Source organism: Geomesophilobacter sediminis (genome assembly GCF_016458275.1).
Classification (GTDB): Bacteria; Desulfobacterota; Desulfuromonadia; order Geobacterales; family Geobacteraceae; genus Geomesophilobacter; species Geomesophilobacter sediminis.
The window spans coordinates 199,291-223,203 of record NZ_JAEMHM010000001.1 but is presented as its reverse complement, the minus strand read 5'-3'; the positions used below and the strand labels follow the sequence as shown (position 1 = coordinate 223,203).

The window sequence follows — 23,913 nt, the reverse complement described above, 5'->3', positions numbered from 1 at the left end:
TTGTCAATTGTCAATTATCCATTGTCAATTGAAGAACAGCTTGATCGTCACCGCCAGGACCGAGCAGATGAACACCGGGCGGATAAAGCGCGCCCCCTTCTTGATCACGAGCTTCGCTCCCAGCCGGGCGCCGATCGCCTGCCCGGCCCCCATCACCAGCCCCGCAACGAACACCACATGCCCTCCCACCAGGAAAACCACCAGCGAGACGATGTTGCTGACGAAGTTGAAGAGCTTGGTATGTCCGGTCGCCTTACGCATGTCATAGCCGAGACAGAGCATGATGGCGACCACCCAGAACGACCCGGTGCCGGGACCGAGGAATCCGTCGTAAAAGCCGAGCAGCAGGCCGAACAGGGCATAGAAAACACCGTGGGAAAGGCGCGGGTGCACCTCCTCCATCCCGAGCTTCGGGGTGAATACGGTATAGCAGAGGATTCCCAGCAGCAGGTAAGGGATGAGCCGTTTCAGGAAGGAGGGGTCGATCTGCTGCACCGCCCAGGCACCGAGGCAGGCACCGACGGCGGTCCAGAGGATGCCCGCCAGAGCGGGGCGGAGCCGCACCGTGCCGGCGCGAACGAAGTGGGCCATGGCGCTGGCCGAGCCGAAGGTCGACTGGAGCTTGTTGGTGCCCAGGGCGAACTGGGGCGGCAAGCCGACGCCGAGGAGCACCGGGACGGTGATGAGCCCGCCCCCTCCGGCGATGGCGTCGATGAGCCCGGCGAGCCCGCCGGCGAGAAAGAGCAGGAACAGCGTGAACGGAGAAAGCGCGAGATCAGGGGTAACAGTCATCCCTCGTTGATAGCAGAAGGGGGCAATGAGTGGCAAGGGAAAAGGGGGGGCAGCTGGGCAGGATCAGTCAGATCAGTCAGATCGATGTGCGGAGAAGGGCGATTAGCTACTTCGCCCCCGCTTTCTCCTCATTGCTTTGGGCGATGATCGCCTCGGCGGCGGAGAGGATATCCGGGTAGGTCGCGACGCCGGCGGGGAGCCGTGCGACATCCTTCGCGCCGTAGCCGGTCTGGACCAGGATCGAGGAGCAACCCGCCTTGAGGCCGGCCTTCACGTCGGCCAGCTTGTCGCCGATCATGTAGGACGCGGCAAGGTCGATGTTCAGGTCGTGGGCGGCCTGCAGCAACATCCCGGGCAGGGGCTTGCGGCAGGCGCAGTCGATCCGGTAAGGGCCGACGCCATGTTCGGGGTGGTGCGGGCAGAAGTAGCAGGCGTCGATGGAGACCCCGAACTTCTCCAGCTCCTCGTGCATGAAGCGGTGCACGCGCTCCAGCGCCGTCTCGTCGTAATAACCGCGGCCGATCCCGGACTGGTTGGTGACCACCACCAGCAGGAACCCGGCCTCCTTGAGGGACTTGATCGCCAGGGGCGCGCCGGGAATGAACTGGAAGTCCTCGACCCGGCTCAAATACTCGACCTCGACGTTGATGGTGCCGTCCCGGTCCAAAAAGACAGCTTTGCGGGTCCCCATGCTTACCTCAGCGAGCGGTCATAGCCGGACCAAGAAACAGGCCCCGCTCGAAAAGATCGCAGACGATGTGAATGATGGTGATGTGCCCTTCCTGGATCCGGGGCGTGTCGTTGCTGGGAACGATCAGACTCAACTCGGCGACGTCCTTGATGGTGCCGCCGTCCTTGCCCAAAAGCGCGACGGTGCGGCACCCCTTGGCGTTGGCGACTTCCAGCGCCTTTTGCACGTTGGGGGAGTTCCCGGAAGTGGAGATCCCGATGACCACGTCTCCGGTCTCGGCGAGCGCCTCGACCTGGCGCGAGAAGACCGCGTCGAACCCGTAATCGTTTCCTACCGCGGTGAGGATGGAGGTATCGGTGGTAAGAGCCAATGCCGGCAGGGCCCGGCGCTCCATCTTGAACCGCCCGACGATCTCCGCAGCGAGGTGCTGCGCGTCGGCGGCGGAACCGCCGTTCCCCATGACCAGCAGTTTCCTGCCGCTTCGGTAGGCAGCCAGCAGCAGCTCCACCGCATCCTGCACCGGCTGGGCCAGGTCCCGCTCAATCGCCGTCATCACCTCAACGTGCTGCCGAAGTTGTGCCTTTATCTCATCTTGCATATGGTTCGCTTCCTTGAGGCGGTAGAACCCCATCCTCACCCGGTCCCTCTCCTTGAAGAAGAGGGGACGCCGGAAGAAGGCGTTCCGCTGTGCTCACCGCTGATCACTGCTTCTGATCATTGATCATTGGTCATTGAAATTACCGGTGCCGGACCATCCCGGACAGATCGGAGAAGGTGATGAACTGGTCGCTCCAGGGGAACGGGATCCCGTCGACGCCGGCGACCAGCGTGCTCCCCGGGTTCTCCGCCACCGCCTTCTCGAAGATGCGGCGCTTGGCGGAGGCGGTGCTCAAAAGCGGCAGCGGCACCAGCCGGACCTTCTCGTGCCGGAAGGCGAGGTGGACCCGCAGCGCCTCCTTGTAAAGCGCCGCCGGAAGGAGAATGGTGTAGCTGTCGCCGTGCTGGGCGCCGGTCTGCAGGATGTCGAGCTTGTGCCGCAGGGTGTCCACTTCCAGCCCCTTGGGAAGGTGGATCAAGAAGGAACGCTCCTCCCCCCAGCGCTCGATGAAGGTTGCCAGGGAACGCCGCAGCGTCTCCTCGCGCCGACGCTCCGAACCGAGCGCCACTTCGTCCTCGTGAAATACCCTGGAAGTGGGGATCAGATAGGTGAGGAACCCTTCGGAGCAGGCCCGACGGGTGAAATCCTTGAGGCACCAGGTCCCGCCGTCGAGCTCCTCGTCAAAGGGACCGACGGCATCGTAGGCGGCGCGGGTCATGACCATGGCGGTGAAGGAACAGCTTGCCACCTCGATGGGACCGGTGGAAGGGGGCTCCACCGCCGCGAGGCGGGGCATGAGAATCCCCGCCTCGGGGTGGGAGGCGGCAAAGTCGAGGATCGGTTGCAACCACCCGGAGGTGACCTGGGTGGTGCTCCGCAAAAGGGCGATGAAGGGTGCTTCGCTGCGGCCGATCCCACGGTTGGCGGCTTTGACGAAGCCATGGTTGCTGTCGTCGCGGATCAAGAGGGCGCGGTCGTCGAGACCGTCGGCCAGCTCCTGCAGGAGCTTTTCGGTCTCGCGCTCGCTACCGTTGTCCATCATCACCAGCCGGGCGTCCGGGGTGAAGTTGATCAGGTTGACCAGGCAGTTGCGGGTTTCGTTCGGCTTGTTCCAGATCGGTACGACGATGTCGATGTTTGCTCCACCCATGAGCCGGATCAGGAGCTCACGGCGACGTTACGCAACAGGGCGAGCTCGTCGAGCACCTTTCCGGACCCGAGGACGACGCAGGAGAGCGGGTCTTCGGCGGTGACCACCGGCAGCCCGGTCTCCTCGCGGAGCAGGATGTCGAGGTTGCGCAACAGCGCGCCGCCGCCGGCAAGCACGATCCCCTTGTCGACGAGGTCGGCGGCCAGTTCGGGCGGGGTCCGCTCCAGGCAGTTGCGGACCGCGTCGACGATCGCGGTGACCGGCTCGGAGAGCGCGTCGCGGATCTCGTTGGAGTCGATCTCGGTGGTCTTGGGAATCCCGGAGACCAGGTCGCGCCCCTTGACTTCCATGTGCAGCAGTTCGTTCCCCGGGTACGCCTCGCCGATCTCGATCTTGATCAGCTCGGCCATCCGGTCGCCGATCAAGAGGTTGTACTTTCTCTTGATGTACTGGACGATCGCCTCGTCCATCTTGTCGCCGCCCACCCGGACGCTCTTGGTATAGACGATGCCGGCGAGCGAGATGACCGCGACCTCGGTGGTCCCCCCCCCGATATCGACGATCATGTTGCCGGAAGCCTCGGTGATGGGAAGCCCCGCCCCGATCGCCGCCGCCATCGGCTCCTCGATCAGGTAGACCTCGCGGGCGCCGGCCGATTCCGCCGATTCCTTGACCGCCCGCTTCTCCACCTGGGTGATCCCGGAGGGGACGCAGATGACGATCCGGGGGCGGACCAGAGTCTTGCGGTTGTGCACCTTGTGGATGAAATAGCGCAGCATCTCCTCGGTGATGTCGAAGTCGGCGATGACGCCGTCTTTCATCGGGCGGATCGCGGTAATGGTCCCGGGGGTACGGCCGAGCATCTTCTTGGCTTCCATCCCGACCGCCAGGACCTTCTGCCCGTTCTGCATCTTCTGCACCGCGACCACGGAAGGTTCGCGCACCACGATCCCCTTCCCTTTCAGGTAGACGAGGGTGTTGGCGGTCCCGAGGTCGATGGCGAGGTCATTAGAAAACATGCCGAAAAGGGCATCGAAAATCTTGATCATCTGTCACTCCTTTGTCCTTCACTATGCTTACGGATGCACAGACCCGCAAAATTAGAAAGACTAGCAAAAACGACACCTGCTTGCAACAAAAACTAGCCCCTTTCAACGGGTTTTTACGGCTTTTTTTCACGCAGCGACGCAGGTTCCAGCCGGTTCGCTTCAGTTTCAGCCGCAGCGTTGATTCCGACCGGATTGCTCGGATGCCGTCCGGGAGGAAGGAGCATTTTGATTAAAGGCGGGATAGCTGCCGCGACAGAGAAAAGCGCGGCGCGCTGAATACAGTGGTGCCCCGCGGTCAGCTGGCACAGACCGCCGCCCGGCGCCCGCATGATGCGGCATTCTCTTGTTGATTTTGCGATTAATTCATATTACTATTCGCAACTATTGCCCGAAAGCTGGCACCCATTTCCCGTCCAAAGGAGTAGATACGTAATGCTAGGCATAATGAGGAAATACAAAGAGTCCATCGTGATCAAGATTGTATTCGTGGTCATCGTGGCCTCGTTCATTGGGACTATTTTCCTGGTCTGGGGACGGGGGAGCAAAGGGGAATCGGGTTCGGTCGCCTACGCGGCGAAGGTCGACGGCACCAAGGTCTCCCTGGAAGAATTCGATAAAGCGTACTACCGCACCCGCGGCCTCTACGAGCAGATCTACGGCCGTTCGCTCACTCCGGAGATGGAAAAGCAGATGAACCTCCGGAAGATGACCCTCGACAACCTGATCGACAACGTCCTGATCCGCAACGAGGCGAAGCACATGGGCCTTTCGGTGAGCAAGGACGAGGTGGCCGGCGAGATCGCCAAGATCCCCGCCTTCCAGAAAGACGGCGCCTTCGACTTCAACACCTACCAGCAGGTCCTGAAGATGAACCGCATCACCCCGAAGGGGTTCGAGGAGGCCGAAGAGGATGACCTGCTGGTCAAAAAGGCCCGCGCCAAGATACAGAGCGGCGTGACGGTGACCGACCAGGAGATCACCCAGCAGTTCCACAAACAAAACGACAAGATCGACCTCGCCTACGTCTCGTTCGGCCCGGCCGACGTGAAAAGCGGGATCAAGCTGACCGACGCCGACCTCGACAGCTACCTGCAGGGTCACCAGGCCGAGTTCCGCACCCCGGAACAGGTCAGCGTGGCTTTTGTCCGGGTTTCCCCGGAGCAGTTCGCCAGCAAGATCTCGGTAACCCCGGAAGAGGCCCAGACCTACTACCAGAAGAACATCGACCGTTACCAGGCCAAGGGTGGTATACTGCCGTTCGACCAAGTCAAGGAGCAGGCGACCGCCGACGCGCTCAAGCAGAAGGAAGCCAAGGAGGCCTACGAGAAGGCCGCCGACGCCGCCAACAAGTTCAAGGCCAACGGCGACATCGACGCCGCCGCCAATGCGCTTGGCGCCAAGGTCGAGAAGACCGGCATCTTCACCGCCGACGCTGCGCCGGCGGCACTGGCCGGCGAAAAAGACGTGATCGCCCGCTCCTTTGCCACCAAGCAGGGTGAGATCGGGGGCCCGGTCGAGACCGCCAAGGGTATCTACCTGGTCAAGGTGACCGAGCGCAAGCCGGCCGCCGTCCCGCCCTTGGCGCAGATCCGCTCCAAAGTCGAAGAGAAGGCGCTTGCCGCCAAGGCGATTGAAGTGGCCCAGAAAAAGGCTCAGGACACCCTGGCGCAGCTCGCCAAGGGGAACGTCGCGGGGATGAAGGAAACCGGCAACTTCGGCTACGACCCGACCGGCAAGGTTCCCACCATCGGCACCTCTCCGGAACTGATGGAACAGGCCTTCGCCCTGACCACCGCGTCCCCGGCCGCGAAGCAGGCGGTGAAAGTCGGGGAGCGCTGGTACGCGGTGAAGCTCAAGTCCCGCATCGAGGCCCCGACCACCGACCTCGCCGCCAAGAAGGACGAGATCAAGAAGACCCTCCTTCCCAAGAAGCAGCAGGAGGCGGTCGATACCTGGCTCAAGGGGCTGCGCGCCAAGGCGAAGATCGACATCAACCCGTCGATCCTGGCCAACCAGAACCAGTAATTTAATTAAATACACGCAACAAGGGGACTGGCTCCGCAGGTGCCGGTCCCCCTTGATTCACCCGGGGACGGGCCCTAAAAGGCGCCCGTCCCCCTATATCTAATAAGGTGAAGGGTGCCGGCACTCTTCACCTTTCACTTTTCACGCTCGAACCCGCACCACACAAGGAGGCAATCATGACGCAACCGATCCTTACCACGGATTTCCCTGGGTTAAAACTCGCAGCGCGCGGCAAGGTGCGCGACATCTACGATCTCGGCGAGGCGCTGCTCATCGTCACCACCGACCGGATCTCCGCTTTCGACGTCATCATGAACGAGGGGATTCCCAACAAGGGGTACGTCCTCACCCAGATCTCGGCCTTCTGGTTCCGCCAGATGGAAGGGATCATCAAGAACCACATCATCTCCACCGACGTCGCCGACTTCCCGAAGGAGTGCCAGCCCTACGCCGACGTCCTCGCCGGCCGCTCCATGCTGGTGAAAAAGGCCCAGCCGCTGCCGGCCGAGTGCATCGTGCGCGGCTACATCTCCGGCTCCGGCTGGAAGGACTACCAGGCGACCGGCTCCATCTGCGGCATCAAGCTCCCGGCCGGGCTCAAGGAAAGTGACCGCCTGCCGCAGCCGATCTTCACCCCCTCGACCAAGGCGGAACTCGGGACCCACGACGAAAACATCTCCTTTGAGAAGATGGCTGAGCTGTGCGGCGAAGAGACCGCCCAAAGGGTGCGCGAGGTGACGCTGGCGATCTACGAGAAGGCGCGCGCCATCGCCGACGAGAAGGGGATCATCATCGCCGACACCAAGTTCGAATACGGCATCTATAACGGCGAGCTCATCATCATCGACGAGTGCATGACCCCCGACTCCAGCCGCTTCTGGCCGAAAGAGAGCTACCACCCCGGCGGTCCGCAGCCCTCCTTCGACAAGCAGTTTTTGCGCGACTACCTGGAGACCCTCACCTGGAACAAGACCGCTCCCGCTCCGCCGCTTCCGGCCGAGATCGTCCAGAAGACCGGCGAGAAGTACATGGAAGCGCTGGTGAAGCTGACCGGCAAGGGGCTGTAAGCCTTTCCCGCGATGATCGCCAATCTCGTCATAGCTGCGGCGGCCCTGGCCGCCGTAACGACGACCGCCGCGCCGGAGATCCCGGTGGGACGCTTCAGCGCCGGGGACGTCTCGGGGTGGTCCGAAAAGACCTTCAAGGGGCATACCGGCTACGCCATCGACAACGGCGCCATGAAGGCGCACGCGGTCAAGGCCGCCTCGGGAATGGTCAAGACCCTGAAGGTCGACGCCAAGAAGTATCCGCGCCTTACCTGGAGCTGGCGCATCGACCACACCTTGAAGCGCGAGGACGTCAAAAGCAAAAGCGGCGACGACTTCGTGGCCCGGGTCTACGTGATCTTCCCGCGGACCTTCATCTGGCGCATGCGGGCGATCAACTACGTCTGGTCGGCGAAGATGCCGAAGGGATCCGAGGCGAGAAGCCCCTACACGTCGAACTCGGCGATCGTCGCCGTGGAAAGCGGGGATGAAAAGGCGGGGAACTGGGTCTTCGAGGAGCGGAACATCTACGAGGACTACAAGAGGATTTTTGGAGAGGAGCCCCCCCCGCTGGGGGGGGTTGCCATCATGACCGATACGGACGATACCCAGGACGATGCCACCGCCTGGTATGGGGACATCACGCTGCGTCAGCCGAAAGACTAGCCGACCAGCTTGGAAAGTTTCGCCCGCTGTTTTTCCAACTGCTCACCGCTCTCCTCGAGAGCCTTGAGCAGTTTTTTCTTGGCGCCGTACGCCATATCCTTGCCGGTTTCCAGGATTTCGGTGGCGCGCTCGCCCACCTCTTCCACGATGTCGGAGAGGTTGTCTTTGAAATCCTCAACCACCTCTACCGCGTCCTCGGCGCTGCGGCGCGCCTTCCGGGCGAAACGGCAGATGTCCTTGCGTGTCTTGGTACCGCTTTGGGGCGCAAACAACAGTGCCACCCCCGCCCCGACGATCCCCCCGGCAACCAGAAAAAGAGCTCCAGCAATCAGACTGTTGTCATTGTCATTCGATGCCATGCCTCTACCCCCTTGAAACTGCAAAATGTGCCCGGAAATTTTGGACGTGAGTAATGGTACCGTAAATGTTGCATCTGCCAAGAGCCTTTATTAAATGAACCGCGAACGATGATCATTAACCCTTACAGACGACAAACGAGTTCGATATCACTCCCGATCCGACCTCCCTCTCCCTCCGGGAGAGGGAATGAAAACCAGGACGGCTTCCATATCTTTAGGTTTAAATCCTCCGGGCAGCGGGTGTATAGTTGCCCTCATGAGAAAGTAAAGCGCAGCGAGGTTCTACATGCATAACAGTTACGACGTGCTCATCGTCGGCGGGGGCCCCGGCGGGGTCGCCGCCGCTTATCTGTGCCACAAGCGGGGGCTTTCCCACCTGATCATCGAGTCCGGCAAGGGGGTCTTCCAGGGCATCGCCAACACCTACCCGGAAGGGAAAAACGTCTACCCTTCCAAGCCCAAGGAGAACCCGGAGCCGTTCCTGGTCGAGGAGCTCCGGCCGCCCGACAAGCCGGTCACCGTGGAGAAGTACATCCAGTACGTGCAGCACTTCGTCCAGCACGAGGGGCTCAACGTGATGACCGAGACCGAATTCGAGGACATCGAGACCGGGCGGGAATTCCTCAAGGTCCACACCTCGCGCGGCACCTTCAAGGCGCGCCGGGTCCTCCTCGCCTTCGGAAGCTCGATTCCCAAGGAACTTACCGTCTACGGCGACGCCAAGATGGTGGCCAAGGGGCTGGACGATCCGAAGAAGTTCGTCGGGGTGCGCACCCTGGTGATCGGTGGCGGCAACAGCGCCGCGGACGTGATCATCTCCATCCTCAAGGAGAAACGTAACGCAAGCGACAAGGAGCCGGTCTACTGGGCGCACGTCGCGGAGACCTTCGATGTCAACAAGGAGACCGCCCAGCGGTTGGGCGAGGAGATCCTGCTCGGCGGCAACATCCGGCTCCTCCCCGGTGCGACCCCGCGGATCGGCGAGGTGGACGACGAAGGGGTGGACCGACTGGTGATCCGGGTGAGCGAGGAGAAGATCGAGGGGGGGATCGAGCGCTACCATGCCATGAGCTTCCCGATGAAAAACGTCATCGCCTGCATCGGAAGCCAGGGGCCGACCTCCATCTTCGACCGGATCGGCGTGCAGACCATCGCCTGCACCGAGGGGATCTGCCAGGTGGCCAAGGAAGGAGACCGGCTGCTGCTTTTGACCGCCGAATACGAGACCACCCGCAAGGGAGTCTATGCGATCGGCGGGGCGATTTCCCCGTCCTACATGCGGATATCCAAGGGGGCGATCGTCGAGGAGAAGCACCCCAACCTGATCTACACCGCGCTGAACGACGCCCACCACGTGGTGAACGCGATCGCGGAGAAGCTGCAAAAGAAAGAGAAGTAACCCTACGCCTCCCCCCGTTGACAAAGGTAGCCCCTTGAACTCCCCCCTTTGACAAAAGGGGGGCCGGGGGGATTTGGTTCTCAGGTTCTCGTGAACCTGCTGAAAGGCAGAACCTCAAAGGCAAATCCCTAAATCCCCCTTCGCAAAGGGGGACTTACTCGGATCGACGGGCGCTGCATGCTGCGCCCCTTCGTTTCCCAATCATCCCTCACAAACAAACAGAGAGGGGCCTCCGCAATGGAAGCCCCTCTCTTTTCATTTCTAGCGCCTTAGCTGAGAGGAACAGGCACCTTCGGTGCCAGTCCCTTTTTCAGCCCTTTCTTCCTGTTACCCGCGCAGCTCTTCTTTGAGCCCCTCGACCACCGCTCTCACCTCGGCGATCATCTCCGAGGCCTGCGGCGAATGCTCCTTCTTCAGGTAGGTCTCGAAGTAGTTGATCGCGTCCTGCATCCGCTCCTGATCGATGCAGATGTTCCCCATGGTCAGGTAGCTCATGGTGAAGTCGGGATCGAGCCGGATCGCCTCCAGCGTCTCGCGCTGGGCAGCCTCCAGGTCGTCCATGTCGTAGAAGAGCTCACCCAGGTTGAAGCGAGCCGTCGCGTCGTCCGGGTCGATCTCGATCCCCTTGCGGTAGGATTCGATCGCCTTGTCGTTCTCCCCAAGCCCATAGTAAAGATCACCCAGGGCGTTCAAGGCGAAGACGTTTTTCGGATCGAGCTCCAGGGCCCGCAGGAAGGCCTTCAGGGCATCCTCGGCGCGCTCCAGCGCGTTGTAGACGAGCCCCATGCTGACGTAGCCGTCCGCTTCCTTCGGGCTCAACTCGGTCACCTTCTTGAAACAGGCCAAGGCATCCTTGTGCTTGCCCGACTCGAAGTAGACATCTCCCAGCGCGGTCAGGCCGTCCAGGTCCTCCGGCGCAAGTTCCAGCCCCTTCTTCAGCGCCGTGATCGCCTCGTCATGCTTCCCCTGCTCCGAAAGCGCCTCCCCGAGATAAAAATACCCCTCGGCGTTGTTCGGCTCCAACGCGATGCACCCCCGGAACTGCTCGGCAGCCCGAGCGTACTCGCAAGCCTCAAGCTGTGCGATGCCGTCCGAAAGTTTTTCGTCAAAAGTCGTACCCATGGCCCCTCCCGTGCAGTGGCGCGGAAATTTTCGGCCTACTATAGCAGAGCCCTTCTTTTTTGCCAATCTTGGATGTTCATTATGATTAAAATGTTTCCCTTTCCCGGCCGCACTATCTATACTACATCGGACTATTCTTACAAGGAGCGGGCATGGGGGCACCTGATAGCAGGGAAACGCTGGGTTTACGGACGCTGGAAGATATCAGTGCCCTGATCCTTCAGTCGCACGACCTGCAGGAGACATTGGACAATATCGTCACCCTCGTGGCCAAGCGCATGGCCTCCGACGTCTGCTCCATCTACCTCCTCGACGAGGACGGCGAAACCCTCCGCCTCCACGCCACCCGCGGTCTCGCCCGCCCCTCTCTCGGCATCACCATGAAGACCTCCGAAGGTCTCACCGGTCTTGCCATCGAGCAGCGCGGCGTGGTCAACACCGACAACGCGCCGCTGCACCCCCGCTACAAATACTTCCGCGAGACCCGAGAGGAGAAGTTCCTCTCCTTCCTGGGGGTCCCCTTTTTCGAGCGCGAGACGCCGATCGGCGTCATGGTCATCCAGACCCGCGAGGCGCGCACCTTCACCCCCGCCGAGATCAGCGCGATGAGCACCATCGCGTGGCAGATTTCCTCCATCGTCGCCAGCGCCAAACTCCTCGACTCCATCCGGAAGAAGGAGCAGGAGCGCGCCTTCTACGAGGCGGAGGTCGAGCGGCTCAAGGGGATCGAGCCGGCTCCCAAGGAGCGCCCGCGCCGGGTCGCGAACCGGCAGGGAGTCTTCACCGGACTCGCCATCGCCCCGGGATTCGCCGCCGGCAAGGTCTCGGTCTTAAGCCGCGGTCTCGCCCGCGAGGTGGTCCTGGAAAGGGTCCGCCCCCGCGCCGAGGAGCAGAAGCACTTTGCCATGGCGCTGGAAAAGGCGCGCATCCAGACCATCTACCTGGAAAAGAAGATGGGAGAGATGCTCTCCGCCGAGGACGCCGCCATCTTCCACAGCCACCTGATGATCCTCGAGGACCGCGGCTTCGTCGCCAAGATCACCGACCTCATCGACCAGGATTTCGGCGCGGTGCGCGCGGTTACCGAGGTGGTGGGAAAATACGTCTCCGCCTTTTCCAAGATGGAGGACCCCTACCTCAGGGAGCGTTCCGCGGACATGGAGGACATCGGCCGCCGCCTGGTGGACGCCCTCAACGGGAACCACCACACGCTGCAGAAGCTTCGCGACAAGCGCGTGGTGATCGCCGAGGAGCTCCTCCCGTCCGATCTCGCCACCATCGACCACGACAAGGTGATCGGGATCGCCACCGAGAAGGGGAACCACAACTCCCACGCCGCCATCATGGCGCGGGCGCTCGGGATCCCGGCCGTCTTCGGGGTGGAGAGCCTGCTCAAGCAGGTGAGTGCGAAAAGCGAGGTGATCCTCGACGGCACCTCGGGCTTCGTCTACGTCAACCCGGACGAGCGGGTGCGCCAGGAATACCAGCGGCTGCAGGGAGAGTTCAACCAGAAACAGCGCGTCCTGGAAGGCATCCGGGAACTCCCTGCCGAGACCACCGACGGTGAGCGGGTGAGCCTCCTTGCCAACATCGGTCTTTTGAGTGACATCCGGGTGGCGCTGCAAAACGGCGCCGAGGGGGTCGGGCTCTACCGGACCGAGTTCCCCTTCATGACCCGCAGCGCCTTTCCCGGGCGCCAGGAGCAGGCCGAAATCTACAAGAAGGTGCTGCAGGGATTTTCCGGGCTGCCGGTCACCATCCGGACCCTGGACATCGGCGGCGACAAGGCACTTCCCTACTTCCCGCAGCCCAAGGAAGACAACCCGTTCATGGGGTGGCGCTCGATCCGCGTTTCCTTGGAGCGCGAGGAGATCTTCCGGGAGCAGCTGGCGGGGGTGCTTCTCGCCTCTCCCTACGGCAAATGCAATATCATGTTCCCCCTGGTTTCCGGGGTGGACGAGGTGCGCAGCATCAAAACCATCCTGCAGGAAGTGCGGGACGAGCTGGTGCGCGAGGGGAGACAGGTCAGCGACGAGATCGGGGTGGGGATCATGGTGGAGCTTCCCGCGGCGGTTTTCTGCGCGGAGTTTCTGGCCAAGGAAGTCGATTACTTCTCGATCGGGACCAACGACCTCATCCAGTACACCCTGGCCTGCGACCGGAACAACCAGCGGGTCAAGCGCTGGTACGACCCGTACCACCCTGCGGTGCTCCGGTCGATCCGGCGGGTGGCCGACGCGGCACGGGACGCGGGGAAACCGGTGACCTTGTGCGGCGAGATGGCCGCCGACCCGGTGAACGCGCTGTTACTGATGGGATTGGGGATCCGGAGCTTCAGCCTCTCGGCACCGGCCATTCCGGCGGTGAAGGAGGCGATCCGGCGGGTAAGCATGGAGGAGGCAAAAAAGATCGCCGGGCGGGTTCTCCGGATGGAGAGCGGCCAGGCGATCCGTAAGTACCTGGAAGGAGTGAACGCGGAGATAGCCGCGCGGGGCTAGATCCAGGCGTCGCCGCCGTCGTAGTCCAAACCTTCGCCGTGAGAACCACGTTTTCCTTTGTTGACGCAAGCTTTCAGCTTGGTGAGCGCATCCTGTTTCGCAGCGCCCAGTTTTTCGCGCACTTCGCGGCCGGATTTCGGGGTGAGAAGAAGTGCGGCTCCGGCAGCCACCACGGCCCCGGCGATGAAGGCCAGCACTGCTGCCTGTTCGTTTCTTTTGGACATGCTCTGCTCCTTTGTGGTCAGGACTGAAAACAACCGGCGTTTGTGCCGAGTATTATTACCATATTCCGTCGCCCAAGGAAACCCCCAACATGAGGGCGCCGCAATGAGACCTAAGACTCTTATCGTCGCCCCCCCGGAAAACTGAAATCATTGTGAAAATTTGAAAGCGCGTTTGTAAACCTGAACCGGAAATGCTACTATCCCGGGAACCTATTTTTCCAAAGGAGCCTTTTCAATGTCTTGGTATAAAAAGATAGCCTCCACCGCCATCGTCTCCCTCCTCTTCGCCGCAGTCCCGGCCTTTGCCGCCGACAAGACGGCCAAAGCCCCCGAAACGGCAGCAGCCAAACCGACCGACGTCGTGGTCAAGGTCAACGGAACCACCATCACCCGCAAGGAGCTGGACCGCGAGGTGAAATACATGCTGGCTCGCAACCGCGTTCCGCAGCCGGCGCCGCCCGAGCTTCAGAAGCGTGCCGAAGAAGCCGCTCTGGACCAGCTGGTCGCACAGGAACTCATCTATCAGAAAGCGGAAAAAGTTCCGGTGAAGGATCTGGATTCCCAGCTGAAGACCCAGATGGACAAGATCAAGTCGCAGTTCAAGACCGAAGCGGAAATGAACCAGAGACTGCAGGACATGGATATGACCTTCGCCGACCTCAAGGAGGTCAACCGCAAGGGGATCGTGGTCAGCAGCTTCCTGGAAGGGCAGTTCTCCAGCAAGATCAAGGTGACCGACGAAGAGGCCAAGAAGTTCTACGACGCCAACCTGGACAAGTACTTCAAGAAAGGCGAGACCGTCAAAGCAAGCCACATCCTGATCGGCGCCGACCAGAACGCCTCGGCCGATGACAAGAAGAAGGCCAAAGAGAAGGCCGAAGCGATCCTGAAGCGGGTGAAAGCCGGTGAAGACTTCGCGACCCTCGCCCGGGCCGAGTCCTCCTGCCCCTCCAGCGCCCAGGGTGGCGATCTCGGAACCTTCGGCAAAGGTCAGATGGTGAAGCCGTTTGAAGAAGCGGCCTTTGCGCTCAAGACCGGCGAGGTGAGCGGCGTGGTCGAGACCCAGTTCGGCTACCACATCATCAAGCTGACCGAGAAGAACCCGGCGAGCACCGAGCCGTTCGAGAAGGTCAAGACCGTCATCGTCGACAACCTCAAGCGCGAGAAGGCGGCCAAGGCCCTGCAGGAGTACGTGCAGGATCTCAAGAAGACCGCCAAGATCGAGAAGATGTAAAAAAGGGATTCGATCCCCGAAGCGAAAAAAAGGCCCGCCGAAAAGCGGGCCTTTTTTATTGGCAAAACAGATTACTGAAAACCTAATGTATCCGCAGATGAACGCCGATAAACGTCGACACCCCTCCAGCTTATAGAACTCCGCCACCACCCTCGCCCCAACGTCCCCTCCCCTTCAAGGGAGTTGCGCGCGCGAGCTTGCAGCACAGGGTGAGGATGGGTACTGCCGGAAGGCCAAAGGTCGTAGGGTGGGCACCCCGTGCCCACGCGCACCGATGGTCGGCAACAGCCAATCGGGACCTATTACGCCGCCGTCGCCGGCGGCACGAAAACCCTCGTCCCCAGCTCGCTGTCCAGCATCAGCAGTCCCTGCCCGTTATCGCCGATCAGCTTCAGCTTCCCGATGATGTCCCGGTCGTTCTCTTCCTCTTCGATCTGCTCGGTAATGAACCACTGCAGGAAGATGTTGGTCGCATGATCCTTCTCGGTCAGGGCCAGGTCGAGGAGATCGTTCAGCGCCGAGGTGATCGACATCTCGTGCTTCAAAGTCTGCTCGAACAGGTCCAGCAGCCCTTTGAACGTGGCAGGCGGCGCCGCCATGGCAGCCATCTGCACGTGCTCGCCATGGCTGTTGATGTAGTTGTAGAACTTCATCGCATGGACCATCTCCTCCTGATACTGGACCATGAACCAGTTGGCCGTCCCCTTGAACCCGATCGAGCCGGCAAAAGACGACATGGAAAGATAGAGATTGGCGGAGTACATTTCCTTGTTCAGATGCTTGTTCAGTGCTTCGCTTACTTTCTTTTTCAACATTCGATTCACTCTCCTTTTAAGTCATTACAAGGGGGTGTACCCCATCCTCACCCTGTCCGTTGCAGGCCGTGCTCTCGCACGCAACCCTTGAAGGAGAGGGGACGTCCGATTGTTTCACCGTTCATTGTTATTGTCCACCGTCCCCCCGTTTATCCAGGAACATCTTGATCAGGTCGATGGGGACCGGGAAGATGGTGGTGGAGTTTTTCTCCGCGGCGATCTCGGTCAAGGTCTGCAGGTAGCGCAGCTGTAACGAGGCCGGCTCGGCAGCAAGGGCGTGCGCCGCCTGGGCGAGTTTTTCCGAGGCCTGCAACTCGCCTTCGGCATGGATGATCTTCGCCCGCCGCTCCCGCTCCGCTTCGGCCTGACGCGCGATCGCCCGCTGCATCTCCTGCGGCAGATCGATGTTCTTCACCTCGACCAGGGTCACCTTCACCCCCCACGGCTCGGTCTGCCGATCCAGGATCTCCTGCAGCTCCTTGTTGATCTTCTCGCGGTTGGCCAAAAGCTCGTCGAGGTCGACCTGCCCCAGCACGCTGCGCAGGGTGGTTTGGGAAAGCTGGCTCGTGGCATAGAGGAAGTTCTCCACCTCCACCACCGCCTTCACCGCGTCGACCACCCGGAAATAGATAACGGCGGAGACCTTGACCGTCACGTTGTCGTGGGTGATCACGTCCTGGGACGGGACGTCCATGGCGACGATCCGCAGGGAGACCCGCACCAGCCGGTCGATACCGGGGATGATCAGGATCAGACCGGGGCCGCGCACGGTCCTCACCCGCCCGAGCCGGAACAGGACCCCGCGTTCGTATTCGGGGAGGATCTTGATCGCGTTGGACAAAAGGGCTACCAACACGGCCAGCAATATTAATGCAGGAACTATGTCGAACGGATTCATGAGAATGCCTCCTTAAATTTTTAAGCCCGCTAATTATACCCGAGACCGTCCCCCGGTCAAATGCGCCCTTGCCAAATAATGCCATCCATGTTATTCAACAAACGCTAACAATAGAAGGGGCTTAGATGAAAGCGAACACCAAAATCCTGCTCATCGAGGACGACCAGGGAAGCCGCGAGGCGCTCCTGATGTTGCTTCGGGCGACCGGCTACACCATGACGGGGTGCGGCAGCGGTGAGGAAGGGTTGCGCCTTTTGAAGGCGGAGGGGTTCAACATCGTGATCACCGACCTCTTCCTCCCCGACCGGAACGGGATCGATATCCTCACCCAGGTCAAGCAGTCCGCCCCGGGGACCGAGGTCATCATGATCACCGGCCACGCCTCGGCCGAGACCGCGGTGAAGGCGATGAAGGAAGGGGCCTTCGACTACATCACCAAGCCGCTCAACATCGACGAGCTCCGGATCATCGTGGACAAGGCGGTCGAGAAGGTCGCCCTGCGCTCCGAAAACATCTACTTGAAGAAACAGCTTCGGGACAAGTACGAGTTCGCGAACATCATCGGCAATTCGCAGCCGATGCAGCAGCTCTTCTCCCGGATGAAGAAGATCATCAAGACCGACTCCACCGTCCTCATCCTGGGCGAGTCCGGGACGGGAAAAGAGCTCGTCGCCAAGGCGATCCACTTCAACGGTCCGCGCCGCGAGAAGCCGTTCATCGCCGTGAACTGCTCCGCGATCCCCGAAAATCTCCTGGAAAGCGAGCTCTTCGGGCACACCAAAGGGGCCTTCACCGGCGCGGTGAAGGAGAAGATGGGGAAATTCGAGGCCGCCAACCAGGGGACCATCTTTCTGGACGAGATCGGCACCCTCCCCATGCACCTGCAGACCAAGCTGTTGCGCGTATTGCAGGAACAGGAAGTGGAGCGGGTCGGCTCCAACCGCCCCATCAAGCTGGACGTCCGGGTCGTCTCCGCGACCAACGTGAATCTTGAGGAAGAGGTGCTGCGCGGCAACTTCCGCGAGGACCTTTTCTACCGGCTCAACGTCATCCCGGTGGTGATCCCCCCCTTGCGCGAGCGGATCGACGACATCCTTCCGCTGACCAAGCACTTTTTGGAAAAGAACTGCCGCGCCATGCAGCGTCCGATGATGCACCTCGACAAAGAGGCGCTGGAGGCGCTGGAAGCCTACCCGTGGAACGGCAACGTCCGCGAGCTGGAAAACATCATGGAACGGATCGTTGCCTTAACCGACGGCGACGTCATCACCCTGCACGACCTCCCCTCCAACATCGAGAAGAACTTCCAGGAGCGCGGCGGCGCCCCCACCAACGTGACCCCCAACGGCGTCGACATGGTGGCGGCGATCAGCGAGATCGAGCGCCGCATGATCAACGACGCCCTGCAGCTGTCCGGCGGAGTCAAAGCCCGCGCCGCGGCGATGCTCAGCATCAACCGCACCACCCTCGTCGAGAAGATGCGCCGCTTAGGCATCCCCCTCTCCTAATACACTCACTCACTGTCGAGAGACAATTAAGTCCCTGCATCGACAAGAGAGTCCTTACCTTTCTCCTCGATTGACCAAAATCCTTTGACTATATAGCCGTTACTTTATATCCTCCTGTCTTTTGGGGATCTCCTCAGTACTGGCAATCCCATATGCGTGGCTTAATCTCACGGGATGCAGAATTCTTACCTTGCTCTGAGGCCATATGTCATTGGATACGAACGACTATCAGGAAATCCGGCAACTGTTTGACGACTACCAGAGGATGTATGGGGCCCGCGACGATCAGCTGACAACCTTATTCAGCGAGAACTTTTCCGGATTTACCGGCGGGGGGGACCATCTGGTCAAAGACCGGGAGGAATGGGTCGCGATCACCCGCAAGGATTTCGCCCAGGTCAAAGATCCGCTCAGAATTGAACTTAAAGACCTGGCCATCCAATCACTATCAGACACCATCGCCGTTGTCACCGCCTTTTCCACGCTTCATCTCCCCATTGAAGAACACATCCTTTCACGGACCGTAGCCCGCCTGGTACTGATCTTCCGCAAGGAATCCTCCGGCTGGAAAATCTGTCACAGCAGCGTGTCACTTCCCGATGGCATGGCCCGTGCCGGCGAAGTCTATCCGCTCCAGGAACTCACCGAACGTAATCAACTGCTGGAGGAGCAGATCGCCCAGCGGACGCTACAACTTACTGAGGCAAAGAAAGCCGCGGAAGCCGCCAACAGTGCAAAAAATCAATTCCTGGCCACCGTCAGCCATGAAATCCGCACCCCACTGAACGCCCTGGTGGGATTCAGCAGCATGGTTCGCACGACAACCGATCCGGTCAAGCTAAAGCAGTACCACGCCATCCTCGAACAATCGTCTCGCTCCCTGATGGATCTGGTTAACGACATCCTTGATATGAGCAAGATCGAGGCCGGACGCATGGAGCTCGAAGCGGTGCCGTTCAATCTGCGTCAACTGGCAGCCGGCCTGGAAGAACAGTATCGCCCTCTGGCGGAGCAGAAAAATTTGGCTTTCCGGGTCGTTATGGCCGATGAGCTTCCGGAGTGGGTCCTTGGCGACCCGGTCCGCCTGCGGCAGATCCTGGCCAACCTCCTTGCCAATGCCGTAAAGTTCACCAACAGCGGAGAAGTCGGATTCATCGTCGATTCGTCCGATCGCACGGTGGCTGCCGGAGACCCGCTGGTTCGTTTTGAGGTGAGGGACACCGGCATCGGCATTCCCGAAGCCGCTCGTGCCCACCTTTTTCAACCGTTTCGACAACTCGATCCGACGATCACCCGCAAGTTCGGCGGCAGCGGCCTCGGTTTAGCCATCGTGCATAGCCTCGTCGAAATGATGCGGGGGCGCATCACCATGAATAGCCGACACGGCGCCGGGAGCTCTTTTTTAGTCGAGTTGCCTTTGCCCGATGTCGAACCGTTGTCTGATGAGCCCGCCCACCCGGTCAACCTGGCTTTGGGCTCGGTGCTGGCTATTGAGGATAACGAATTCAATCGCCGGCTGTTGGGGGATATTTTGACCGCGTGGGGGCAACAGGTTGTGTTGGCGGAAAATGGGTGGCAGGGGCTGCAGTTTTTGGAGCAGCGGCCTTTCGACCTGGTCCTGCTGGATATCCGCATGCCTGACATGGACGGCATGGAGGTCGCCCGCCGGATCAGGCGCCGGGAGCAGGAGGGAGGCCAGCCCCCCATTCCGATCATCGCCATTACCGCAGATGTCGAAGCAGCCACCTTTGAAGCCTGCGTCGACGCCGGCATCAACGCGGTTCTGCCCAAACCGATCATCCCCGAACAGCTGGCCAAGGCCATATATGAGCAGTGCGGTGGAACCATCGCGGCGGCAACCGGCGGGGAAATGCTTTTGAGCAGGCAGACCCGCAGCGACCTGAATAACTCCCCCGAGCGCGCCCGTCAGTATCGTGAGATGCTGCTTGCCGATATCAACGATGAGCTGGAGTGTATGCAGACCGCCCTTGAGGGCGACGATCGAAATGGTCTTGGCCGGGCCGCCCACACCCTGAAAGGTTTATGCGGGCATCTTGCGAACCCGAAACCGGCGGAACTGGCGTCCTGGCTGCAGCACCTCGCCCCGTCTGCCAGCCCCGAGCAGCTAAGGCAGGTAATGGAACAGTTGCGAACCGGATTGGCGAAGGAGTGCGCTCCATGAGCATCGATGCACGGATACTGGTGGTTGACGATAAACAGAGCTTTCGCTTCATGATCAAGGGGTACCTGGATGATGCCGGGTATCAGGCGGAGTGCGCAGCAAGCGGGGCTGAGGCCCTGGTACAGCTTGAGCAGGGCTGTTTTGACCTGGTGCTGTCCGACATGGTTATGCCCGAAATGGACGGCATGACCTTGCTGCGCCAGGTGCGCAGCAGCCATCCGCTGCTTCCCTTTGTGCTCGTCACCGCCCATGGCAGTGTTGACAGCGCCGTGGCCGCCATGAAAGAGGGGGCCGATGACTACCTGCTGAAACCGCTCAATCGGGAAGAACTGCTGGTGGTGGTGGAACGGCTGCTGGAGTATGCCCGGCTGCGGGCCAACTATGGTCGCATGCTCGATTCGGAACGGGAAAAGTTCAGTTTTCAGAACATCAGCAGTACCTCTCCTGCCATGGGAAAAACGCTGTCAGCGGCCAAGCAGGTGGTCGCCTCGCCCCGCACCACCGTTTCCCTTTATGGAGAAAGCGGAGTCGGAAAAGAGGTGCTGGCCCGGGCCATCCATGTGGGCACCGGCCAGACCATGAGCAGCTTTGTTGCGGTCAACTGTGCCGCCATACCGGAAACTCTTCTGGAAAGCGAGCTGTTCGGCCACGCGAAAGGCGCCTTCACCGGGGCCGACCGCGAGCGCGAGGGGAAGTGCAGCCGCGCACAGGGAGGCACGCTGTTTTTGGACGAGATCGGCGATATGCCGCTGTCGCTCCAACCCAAGCTGCTGCGTCTTTTGGAGGAGAGGGTGTACGAAAAGGTCGGTTCCGACCGGCAGGCGACCGCCGACTTCAGGATCATCGTTGCCACCCACCGAAACCTCGATGAATGCTGCAACCAGGGAACCTTTCGGCGGGATCTCTATCATCGCCTGAATATCTTCCCGATCACCATTCCGCCCCTGCGCGAACGCCGCGAGGACATTCCGAACCTTTCGGAACATTTTCTGAACAGCTTCCGGAAACATCAGGGCAAATCGCTCCCCGGTCTCTCCCGAGCGGCCCTCGACCTTCTGCTTGCCCATGACTGGCCCGGCAACGTACGGGAACTTCGCAACCTGCTGGAGTATGCCTGCATTGTCACCAACGGTGACCTGATCCAGCCCGAGCACCTGCGCCTTCAACACGAGCCTCAACATTTTCACGGAGGCCAGGCCAAGGACCGGATCACCCTCAATTTCAACTTCTCCCCCGAAGAGTTCTCATTGGATGCCGTTACCACACAGTTGATGGCGTGGGCTCTGGAGAAGAGCAACGGCAACAAATCCTCTGCCGCGCGCCTGTTAAAAGCCTCCCGCAAACTTTTCTACTAATCACCTTTCTCACATCCCACTGCCGTCCCATTTCGGACAACCTGTCCAGCCCGGGACAAGTCCCCCTACGCTACATCACGTAACATCCTGAAACATTTCATCATTGGTTCTGGCATACATCTCGCCTGTCCTATGTGGTAGTTGCTGTTAGCCAGGGACGAATCTGTCCCATTTGGGACAGAGCTTCGAGCGCAGGAGATGAATATGTCACAGGAAGCTAAACAATTTGCGAGCTTTGGTCTCTTGTCGGGATATTTCACGGAATGAGGAGAACTACCATGCAAAGTATGCTGCCGTTCAGTCGCCTGGTGTTTGTGGTTTTGAGCTTTGCGGTACTGTTGTTCGCGGGCTGCAGTGGAGGCAGCGCCAGCACGCCGGCAGGAACATTTACCGCCGAACAGGTATCCGGCAAAACGTTCGCGTATTCCAGCGCCGGTTCCACGGGAACGCTGGCATTCAATGCCGACGGCACCTGGAGCACAACCATCGGTACGTCAACCTTCAGCGGGACGTGGAGTATCACCGGCGGCAAGCTGGTCTGCGTGACTACTGCCGGCGGTGATCATACCGTTACCTACACACTGCTCTCCACCACGTCAGACAGCATCAATACCAGTTTCGTCGAAGTAAACCCCGCTGCCCCCAATGACCCGGCGAACGGCACTGCTACCTTTGCCGCAACTTTTACCACCGGCCAGGTATCCGGCAAAACGTTCGCGTATTCCAGCGCCGGTTCCACGGGAACACTCGTATTCAATGCCGATAGTACCTGGAGCACAACGATTGGTACGTCCACCTTCAGCGGGACATGGAGTATCAGTGACGGCAAGCTGGTCTGTGTCACCTCTGCCGGCGGCAATCATACCCTGACGTACACGGCTCTTGTGAGTAATGATGCAAAGGCTATCCATACCAGTGTGGTTGAAGTAAATCCCGCTGACCCTGCCAATCCGACCACCTCCACCGCCACGCTCACGGCTCTCTACACTGTTTCCGGCAAGGTTTCCCAATCGAATACCGGCTGGGCCGGTGTCACCGTTGCCCTGGATGGCGACCAGACCCAGACCGCCACAACCGATGCCGACGGCACCTACCATTTCACGGTTCCCGCCGGGGAATACCGGGTAACCCCCTCGAAAGGGAACAGTGCCTTTGCTCCTCTGGACAACAGTTTTGCGGTCAGCGGCGCCGATGTCGGAGCCGTGGATTTTGCGTTGGCGCCCACCATGGCAGGACCCAACATAAATAAGTGGATCCAGACTGGTTCTTTGATTTACAAGCGCGCAAGGCATACGGCAACGTTGCTGCAAAACGGGAAGGTGCTCGTTGCAGGAGGAGAGTATTTCGTCTTCCTCTCTTACACAATGCGCGCCAGCGCAGAAATCTACGATCCTGCTACCGGCGCCTGGATCCAAACCGGTTCTTTGAATTACAAGCGCAGTGAACATACGGCAACGTTACTGAAAGATGGGAGGGTACTCGTTGCAGGAGGTCATAATAGCCCGTCCCTGTTGATTTGGAGCACACATGCCAGTGCAGAGCTTTACGATCCTAAAACCGGCAAATGGGCGGAAACCGCTTCTTTGGCTTACGATCGCTATGGTCACACGGCAACGTTACTGCAAGACGGGAGGGTACTCGTTGCAGGAGGAAAGGACGAAATAAGCACTGGCGCCACCGCGGAGATCTACGATCCTAAAACCGATAAATGGACCCAAACCGGTTCTTTGAACCACAAACGCTATCATCACACGGCAACGTTGCTGCAAGACGGGAAGGTACTTGTTGCTGGGGGGGATTCGGGAGATTTTCTTGCCAGCGCTGAGATTTATGACCCGGCTACCGGCAAATGGACGGATACCGGTTCACTGCCTTACACGTCCAGTCAACATACGGCAACATTGCTGCAAGACGGGAGGGTGCTCGTTGCAGGAGGAATTACAGCAGCTGGAGGACTTAACGGCGGTACCGCCCATACCACATCCAGCGCAGAAACCTATGATCCCGCTACCGGCAAATGGACTCAAACCGGTTCTTTGGCTGACCCACGCGGACAGCACACGGCAACGTTGCTGCAAGACGGGAAAGTGCTCGTTGCAGGGGGACTAACGTATTCTCTCTCTGGCAGTGCAGAGATCTACGATCCTGCCACCAGCAAATGGACCCAAACCGGCTCTTTAAACTACAAACGCAGCGCTCCCGCCGCGACATTGCTGGATAGCGGACTGGTGCTCGTTGTAGGAGGGACTGGGGATCTTAGTGAACGCACCAGTACGGAGTTGTTTTTCCCGGGGCTATGACC

At 60.2% G+C, this 23,913-nt stretch carries 20 protein-coding genes; 10 read left to right on the top strand and 10 right to left on the bottom strand.

Going from position 1 to position 23,913, the window contains the following annotated elements:
- Positions 1-24: 24 nt before the first annotated feature.
- From JFN93_RS00955 to JFN93_RS00935, 5 genes are all read right to left on the bottom strand, one after another.
- On the bottom strand, positions 25-792 hold the full coding sequence (locus JFN93_RS00955; RefSeq protein ID WP_199382103.1) for a TSUP family transporter: 768 nt from the start codon (positions 790-792) through the stop codon (positions 25-27).
- 106 nt (positions 793-898) lie between these two features.
- Entirely contained in the window at positions 899-1,483 is a 585-nt protein-coding gene (gene gmhB, locus JFN93_RS00950) for a D-glycero-beta-D-manno-heptose 1,7-bisphosphate 7-phosphatase (protein WP_199382102.1), read from the bottom strand.
- Positions 1,484-1,490: 7 nt separating this feature from the next.
- Positions 1,491-2,081: a D-sedoheptulose 7-phosphate isomerase gene (gene gmhA, locus JFN93_RS00945; RefSeq protein ID WP_199382101.1), complete on the bottom strand. Its 591-nt coding sequence runs from the start codon at positions 2,079-2,081 to the stop codon at positions 1,491-1,493.
- 139 nt (positions 2,082-2,220) lie between these two features.
- Entirely contained in the window at positions 2,221-3,231 is a 1,011-nt protein-coding gene (locus JFN93_RS00940; RefSeq protein WP_199382100.1) for a glycosyltransferase, read from the bottom strand.
- Positions 3,232-3,239: 8 nt separating this feature from the next.
- Positions 3,240-4,280 carry a rod shape-determining protein gene (locus JFN93_RS00935; RefSeq protein WP_215907641.1) on the bottom strand — a complete coding sequence of 347 codons (1,041 nt, stop codon included), beginning with the start codon at positions 4,278-4,280 and terminating at the stop codon, positions 3,240-3,242.
- Between the two features lie 432 nt (positions 4,281-4,712).
- On the opposite strand from JFN93_RS00935, the gene JFN93_RS00930 reads away from it, so the two are divergent.
- The 3 genes from JFN93_RS00930 (at position 4,713) to JFN93_RS00920 (ending at position 8,017) form a co-directional block, all read left to right on the top strand.
- Complete coding sequence (locus JFN93_RS00930; protein WP_199382099.1) at positions 4,713-6,305, top strand: SurA N-terminal domain-containing protein; 1,593 nt, start codon at positions 4,713-4,715, stop codon at positions 6,303-6,305.
- 176 nt (positions 6,306-6,481) lie between these two features.
- Positions 6,482-7,372, top strand: coding sequence for a phosphoribosylaminoimidazolesuccinocarboxamide synthase (locus JFN93_RS00925; RefSeq protein ID WP_199382098.1), 891 nt, complete (start codon positions 6,482-6,484; stop codon positions 7,370-7,372).
- A 12-nt stretch (positions 7,373-7,384) separates the two neighbouring features.
- Entirely contained in the window at positions 7,385-8,017 is a 633-nt protein-coding gene (locus JFN93_RS00920; RefSeq protein ID WP_199382097.1) for a DUF3047 domain-containing protein, read from the top strand.
- On the opposite strand, the gene JFN93_RS00915 is transcribed toward JFN93_RS00920, so the two are convergent.
- Positions 8,014-8,376: a YtxH domain-containing protein gene (locus tag JFN93_RS00915; protein ID WP_199382096.1), complete on the bottom strand. Its 363-nt coding sequence runs from the start codon at positions 8,374-8,376 to the stop codon at positions 8,014-8,016. The genes JFN93_RS00920 and JFN93_RS00915 overlap by 4 nt on opposite strands.
- A 286-nt stretch (positions 8,377-8,662) precedes the next feature.
- Between JFN93_RS00915 and JFN93_RS00910 the strand changes: the two genes are divergently transcribed.
- Complete coding sequence (locus tag JFN93_RS00910) at positions 8,663-9,775, top strand: NAD(P)-binding domain-containing protein (RefSeq protein ID WP_199382095.1); 1,113 nt, start codon at positions 8,663-8,665, stop codon at positions 9,773-9,775.
- 327 nt (positions 9,776-10,102) lie between these two features.
- On the opposite strand, the gene JFN93_RS00905 is transcribed toward JFN93_RS00910, so the two are convergent.
- Positions 10,103-10,897, bottom strand: a complete 795-nt coding sequence (locus JFN93_RS00905; RefSeq protein ID WP_199382094.1) for a tetratricopeptide repeat protein — start codon at positions 10,895-10,897, stop codon at positions 10,103-10,105.
- Between the two features lie 152 nt (positions 10,898-11,049).
- Here JFN93_RS00905 and ptsP point away from each other — a divergent pair, with 152 nt between their 5' ends.
- Positions 11,050-13,395: a phosphoenolpyruvate--protein phosphotransferase gene (gene ptsP / locus JFN93_RS00900; RefSeq protein ID WP_199382093.1), complete on the top strand. Its 2,346-nt coding sequence runs from the start codon at positions 11,050-11,052 to the stop codon at positions 13,393-13,395.
- Here ptsP and JFN93_RS00895 read toward each other — a convergent pair.
- A complete protein-coding gene (locus JFN93_RS00895; protein WP_199382092.1) occupies positions 13,392-13,619 on the bottom strand; it encodes a YtxH domain-containing protein in 228 nt (75 codons plus the stop codon). The two genes, ptsP and JFN93_RS00895, sit on opposite strands and share 4 nt — an antisense overlap.
- A 235-nt stretch (positions 13,620-13,854) precedes the next feature.
- Here JFN93_RS00895 and JFN93_RS00890 point away from each other — a divergent pair, with 235 nt between their 5' ends.
- A complete protein-coding gene (locus tag JFN93_RS00890) occupies positions 13,855-14,853 on the top strand; it encodes a peptidylprolyl isomerase (protein ID WP_199382091.1) in 999 nt (332 codons plus the stop codon).
- A gap of 302 nt (positions 14,854-15,155) precedes the next feature.
- On the opposite strand, the gene JFN93_RS00885 is transcribed toward JFN93_RS00890, so the two are convergent.
- Together JFN93_RS00885 and JFN93_RS00880 are read right to left on the bottom strand one after the other, a co-directional pair.
- Positions 15,156-15,668 (bottom strand): ferritin, encoded by a 513-nt coding sequence (locus JFN93_RS00885; RefSeq protein WP_199382090.1) that lies wholly within the window; start codon positions 15,666-15,668, stop codon positions 15,156-15,158.
- Between the two features lie 127 nt (positions 15,669-15,795).
- On the bottom strand, positions 15,796-16,566 hold the full coding sequence (locus JFN93_RS00880) for a slipin family protein (protein ID WP_199382089.1): 771 nt from the start codon (positions 16,564-16,566) through the stop codon (positions 15,796-15,798).
- Between the two features lie 125 nt (positions 16,567-16,691).
- Here JFN93_RS00880 and JFN93_RS00875 point away from each other — a divergent pair, with 125 nt between their 5' ends.
- The 4 genes from JFN93_RS00875 to JFN93_RS00860 all read left to right on the top strand — a co-directional run bounded on the left by JFN93_RS00875 (position 16,692) and on the right by JFN93_RS00860 (position 23,911).
- Positions 16,692-18,074, top strand: a complete 1,383-nt coding sequence (locus JFN93_RS00875) for a sigma-54-dependent transcriptional regulator (RefSeq protein ID WP_199382088.1) — start codon at positions 16,692-16,694, stop codon at positions 18,072-18,074.
- A gap of 205 nt (positions 18,075-18,279) precedes the next feature.
- Complete coding sequence (locus tag JFN93_RS00870; RefSeq protein ID WP_199382087.1) at positions 18,280-20,256, top strand: ATP-binding protein; 1,977 nt, start codon at positions 18,280-18,282, stop codon at positions 20,254-20,256.
- Positions 20,253-21,611, top strand: coding sequence for a sigma-54-dependent transcriptional regulator (locus JFN93_RS00865; protein WP_199382086.1), 1,359 nt, complete (start codon positions 20,253-20,255; stop codon positions 21,609-21,611). The genes JFN93_RS00870 and JFN93_RS00865 overlap by 4 nt, the downstream gene beginning before the upstream one ends.
- 278 nt (positions 21,612-21,889) lie before the next feature.
- Positions 21,890-23,911 (top strand): kelch repeat-containing protein, encoded by a 2,022-nt coding sequence (locus tag JFN93_RS00860; RefSeq protein WP_199382085.1) that lies wholly within the window; start codon positions 21,890-21,892, stop codon positions 23,909-23,911.
- The last annotated feature ends 2 nt before the right edge of the window (positions 23,912-23,913 follow it).

What these genes read in the sequence shown, in the direction of transcription:
- JFN93_RS00955 (WP_199382103.1), bottom strand. Translation starts at nt 792, where the DNA reads ATGACTGTTACCCCTGATCTCGCGCTTTCTCCGTTCACGCTGTTCCTG.
- gmhB (WP_199382102.1), bottom strand. Translation starts at nt 1,483, where the DNA reads ATGGGGACCCGCAAAGCTGTCTTTTTGGACCGGGACGGCACCATCAAC.
- gmhA (WP_199382101.1), bottom strand. Translation starts at nt 2,081, where the DNA reads ATGCAAGATGAGATAAAGGCACAACTTCGGCAGCACGTTGAGGTGATG.
- JFN93_RS00940 (WP_199382100.1), bottom strand. Translation starts at nt 3,231, where the DNA reads ATGGGTGGAGCAAACATCGACATCGTCGTACCGATCTGGAACAAGCCG.
- JFN93_RS00935 (WP_215907641.1), bottom strand. Translation starts at nt 4,280, where the DNA reads ATGATCAAGATTTTCGATGCCCTTTTCGGCATGTTTTCTAATGACCTC.
- JFN93_RS00930 (WP_199382099.1), top strand. Translation starts at nt 4,713, where the DNA reads ATGCTAGGCATAATGAGGAAATACAAAGAGTCCATCGTGATCAAGATT.
- JFN93_RS00925 (WP_199382098.1), top strand. Translation starts at nt 6,482, where the DNA reads ATGACGCAACCGATCCTTACCACGGATTTCCCTGGGTTAAAACTCGCA.
- JFN93_RS00920 (WP_199382097.1), top strand. Translation starts at nt 7,385, where the DNA reads ATGATCGCCAATCTCGTCATAGCTGCGGCGGCCCTGGCCGCCGTAACG.
- JFN93_RS00915 (WP_199382096.1), bottom strand. Translation starts at nt 8,376, where the DNA reads ATGGCATCGAATGACAATGACAACAGTCTGATTGCTGGAGCTCTTTTT.
- JFN93_RS00910 (WP_199382095.1), top strand. Translation starts at nt 8,663, where the DNA reads ATGCATAACAGTTACGACGTGCTCATCGTCGGCGGGGGCCCCGGCGGG.
- JFN93_RS00905 (WP_199382094.1), bottom strand. Translation starts at nt 10,897, where the DNA reads ATGGGTACGACTTTTGACGAAAAACTTTCGGACGGCATCGCACAGCTT.
- ptsP (WP_199382093.1), top strand. Translation starts at nt 11,050, where the DNA reads ATGGGGGCACCTGATAGCAGGGAAACGCTGGGTTTACGGACGCTGGAA.
- JFN93_RS00895 (WP_199382092.1), bottom strand. Translation starts at nt 13,619, where the DNA reads ATGTCCAAAAGAAACGAACAGGCAGCAGTGCTGGCCTTCATCGCCGGG.
- JFN93_RS00890 (WP_199382091.1), top strand. Translation starts at nt 13,855, where the DNA reads ATGTCTTGGTATAAAAAGATAGCCTCCACCGCCATCGTCTCCCTCCTC.
- JFN93_RS00885 (WP_199382090.1), bottom strand. Translation starts at nt 15,668, where the DNA reads ATGTTGAAAAAGAAAGTAAGCGAAGCACTGAACAAGCATCTGAACAAG.
- JFN93_RS00880 (WP_199382089.1), bottom strand. Translation starts at nt 16,566, where the DNA reads ATGAATCCGTTCGACATAGTTCCTGCATTAATATTGCTGGCCGTGTTG.
- JFN93_RS00875 (WP_199382088.1), top strand. Translation starts at nt 16,692, where the DNA reads ATGAAAGCGAACACCAAAATCCTGCTCATCGAGGACGACCAGGGAAGC.
- JFN93_RS00870 (WP_199382087.1), top strand. Translation starts at nt 18,280, where the DNA reads ATGTCATTGGATACGAACGACTATCAGGAAATCCGGCAACTGTTTGAC.
- JFN93_RS00865 (WP_199382086.1), top strand. Translation starts at nt 20,253, where the DNA reads ATGAGCATCGATGCACGGATACTGGTGGTTGACGATAAACAGAGCTTT.
- JFN93_RS00860 (WP_199382085.1), top strand. Translation starts at nt 21,890, where the DNA reads ATGCAAAGTATGCTGCCGTTCAGTCGCCTGGTGTTTGTGGTTTTGAGC.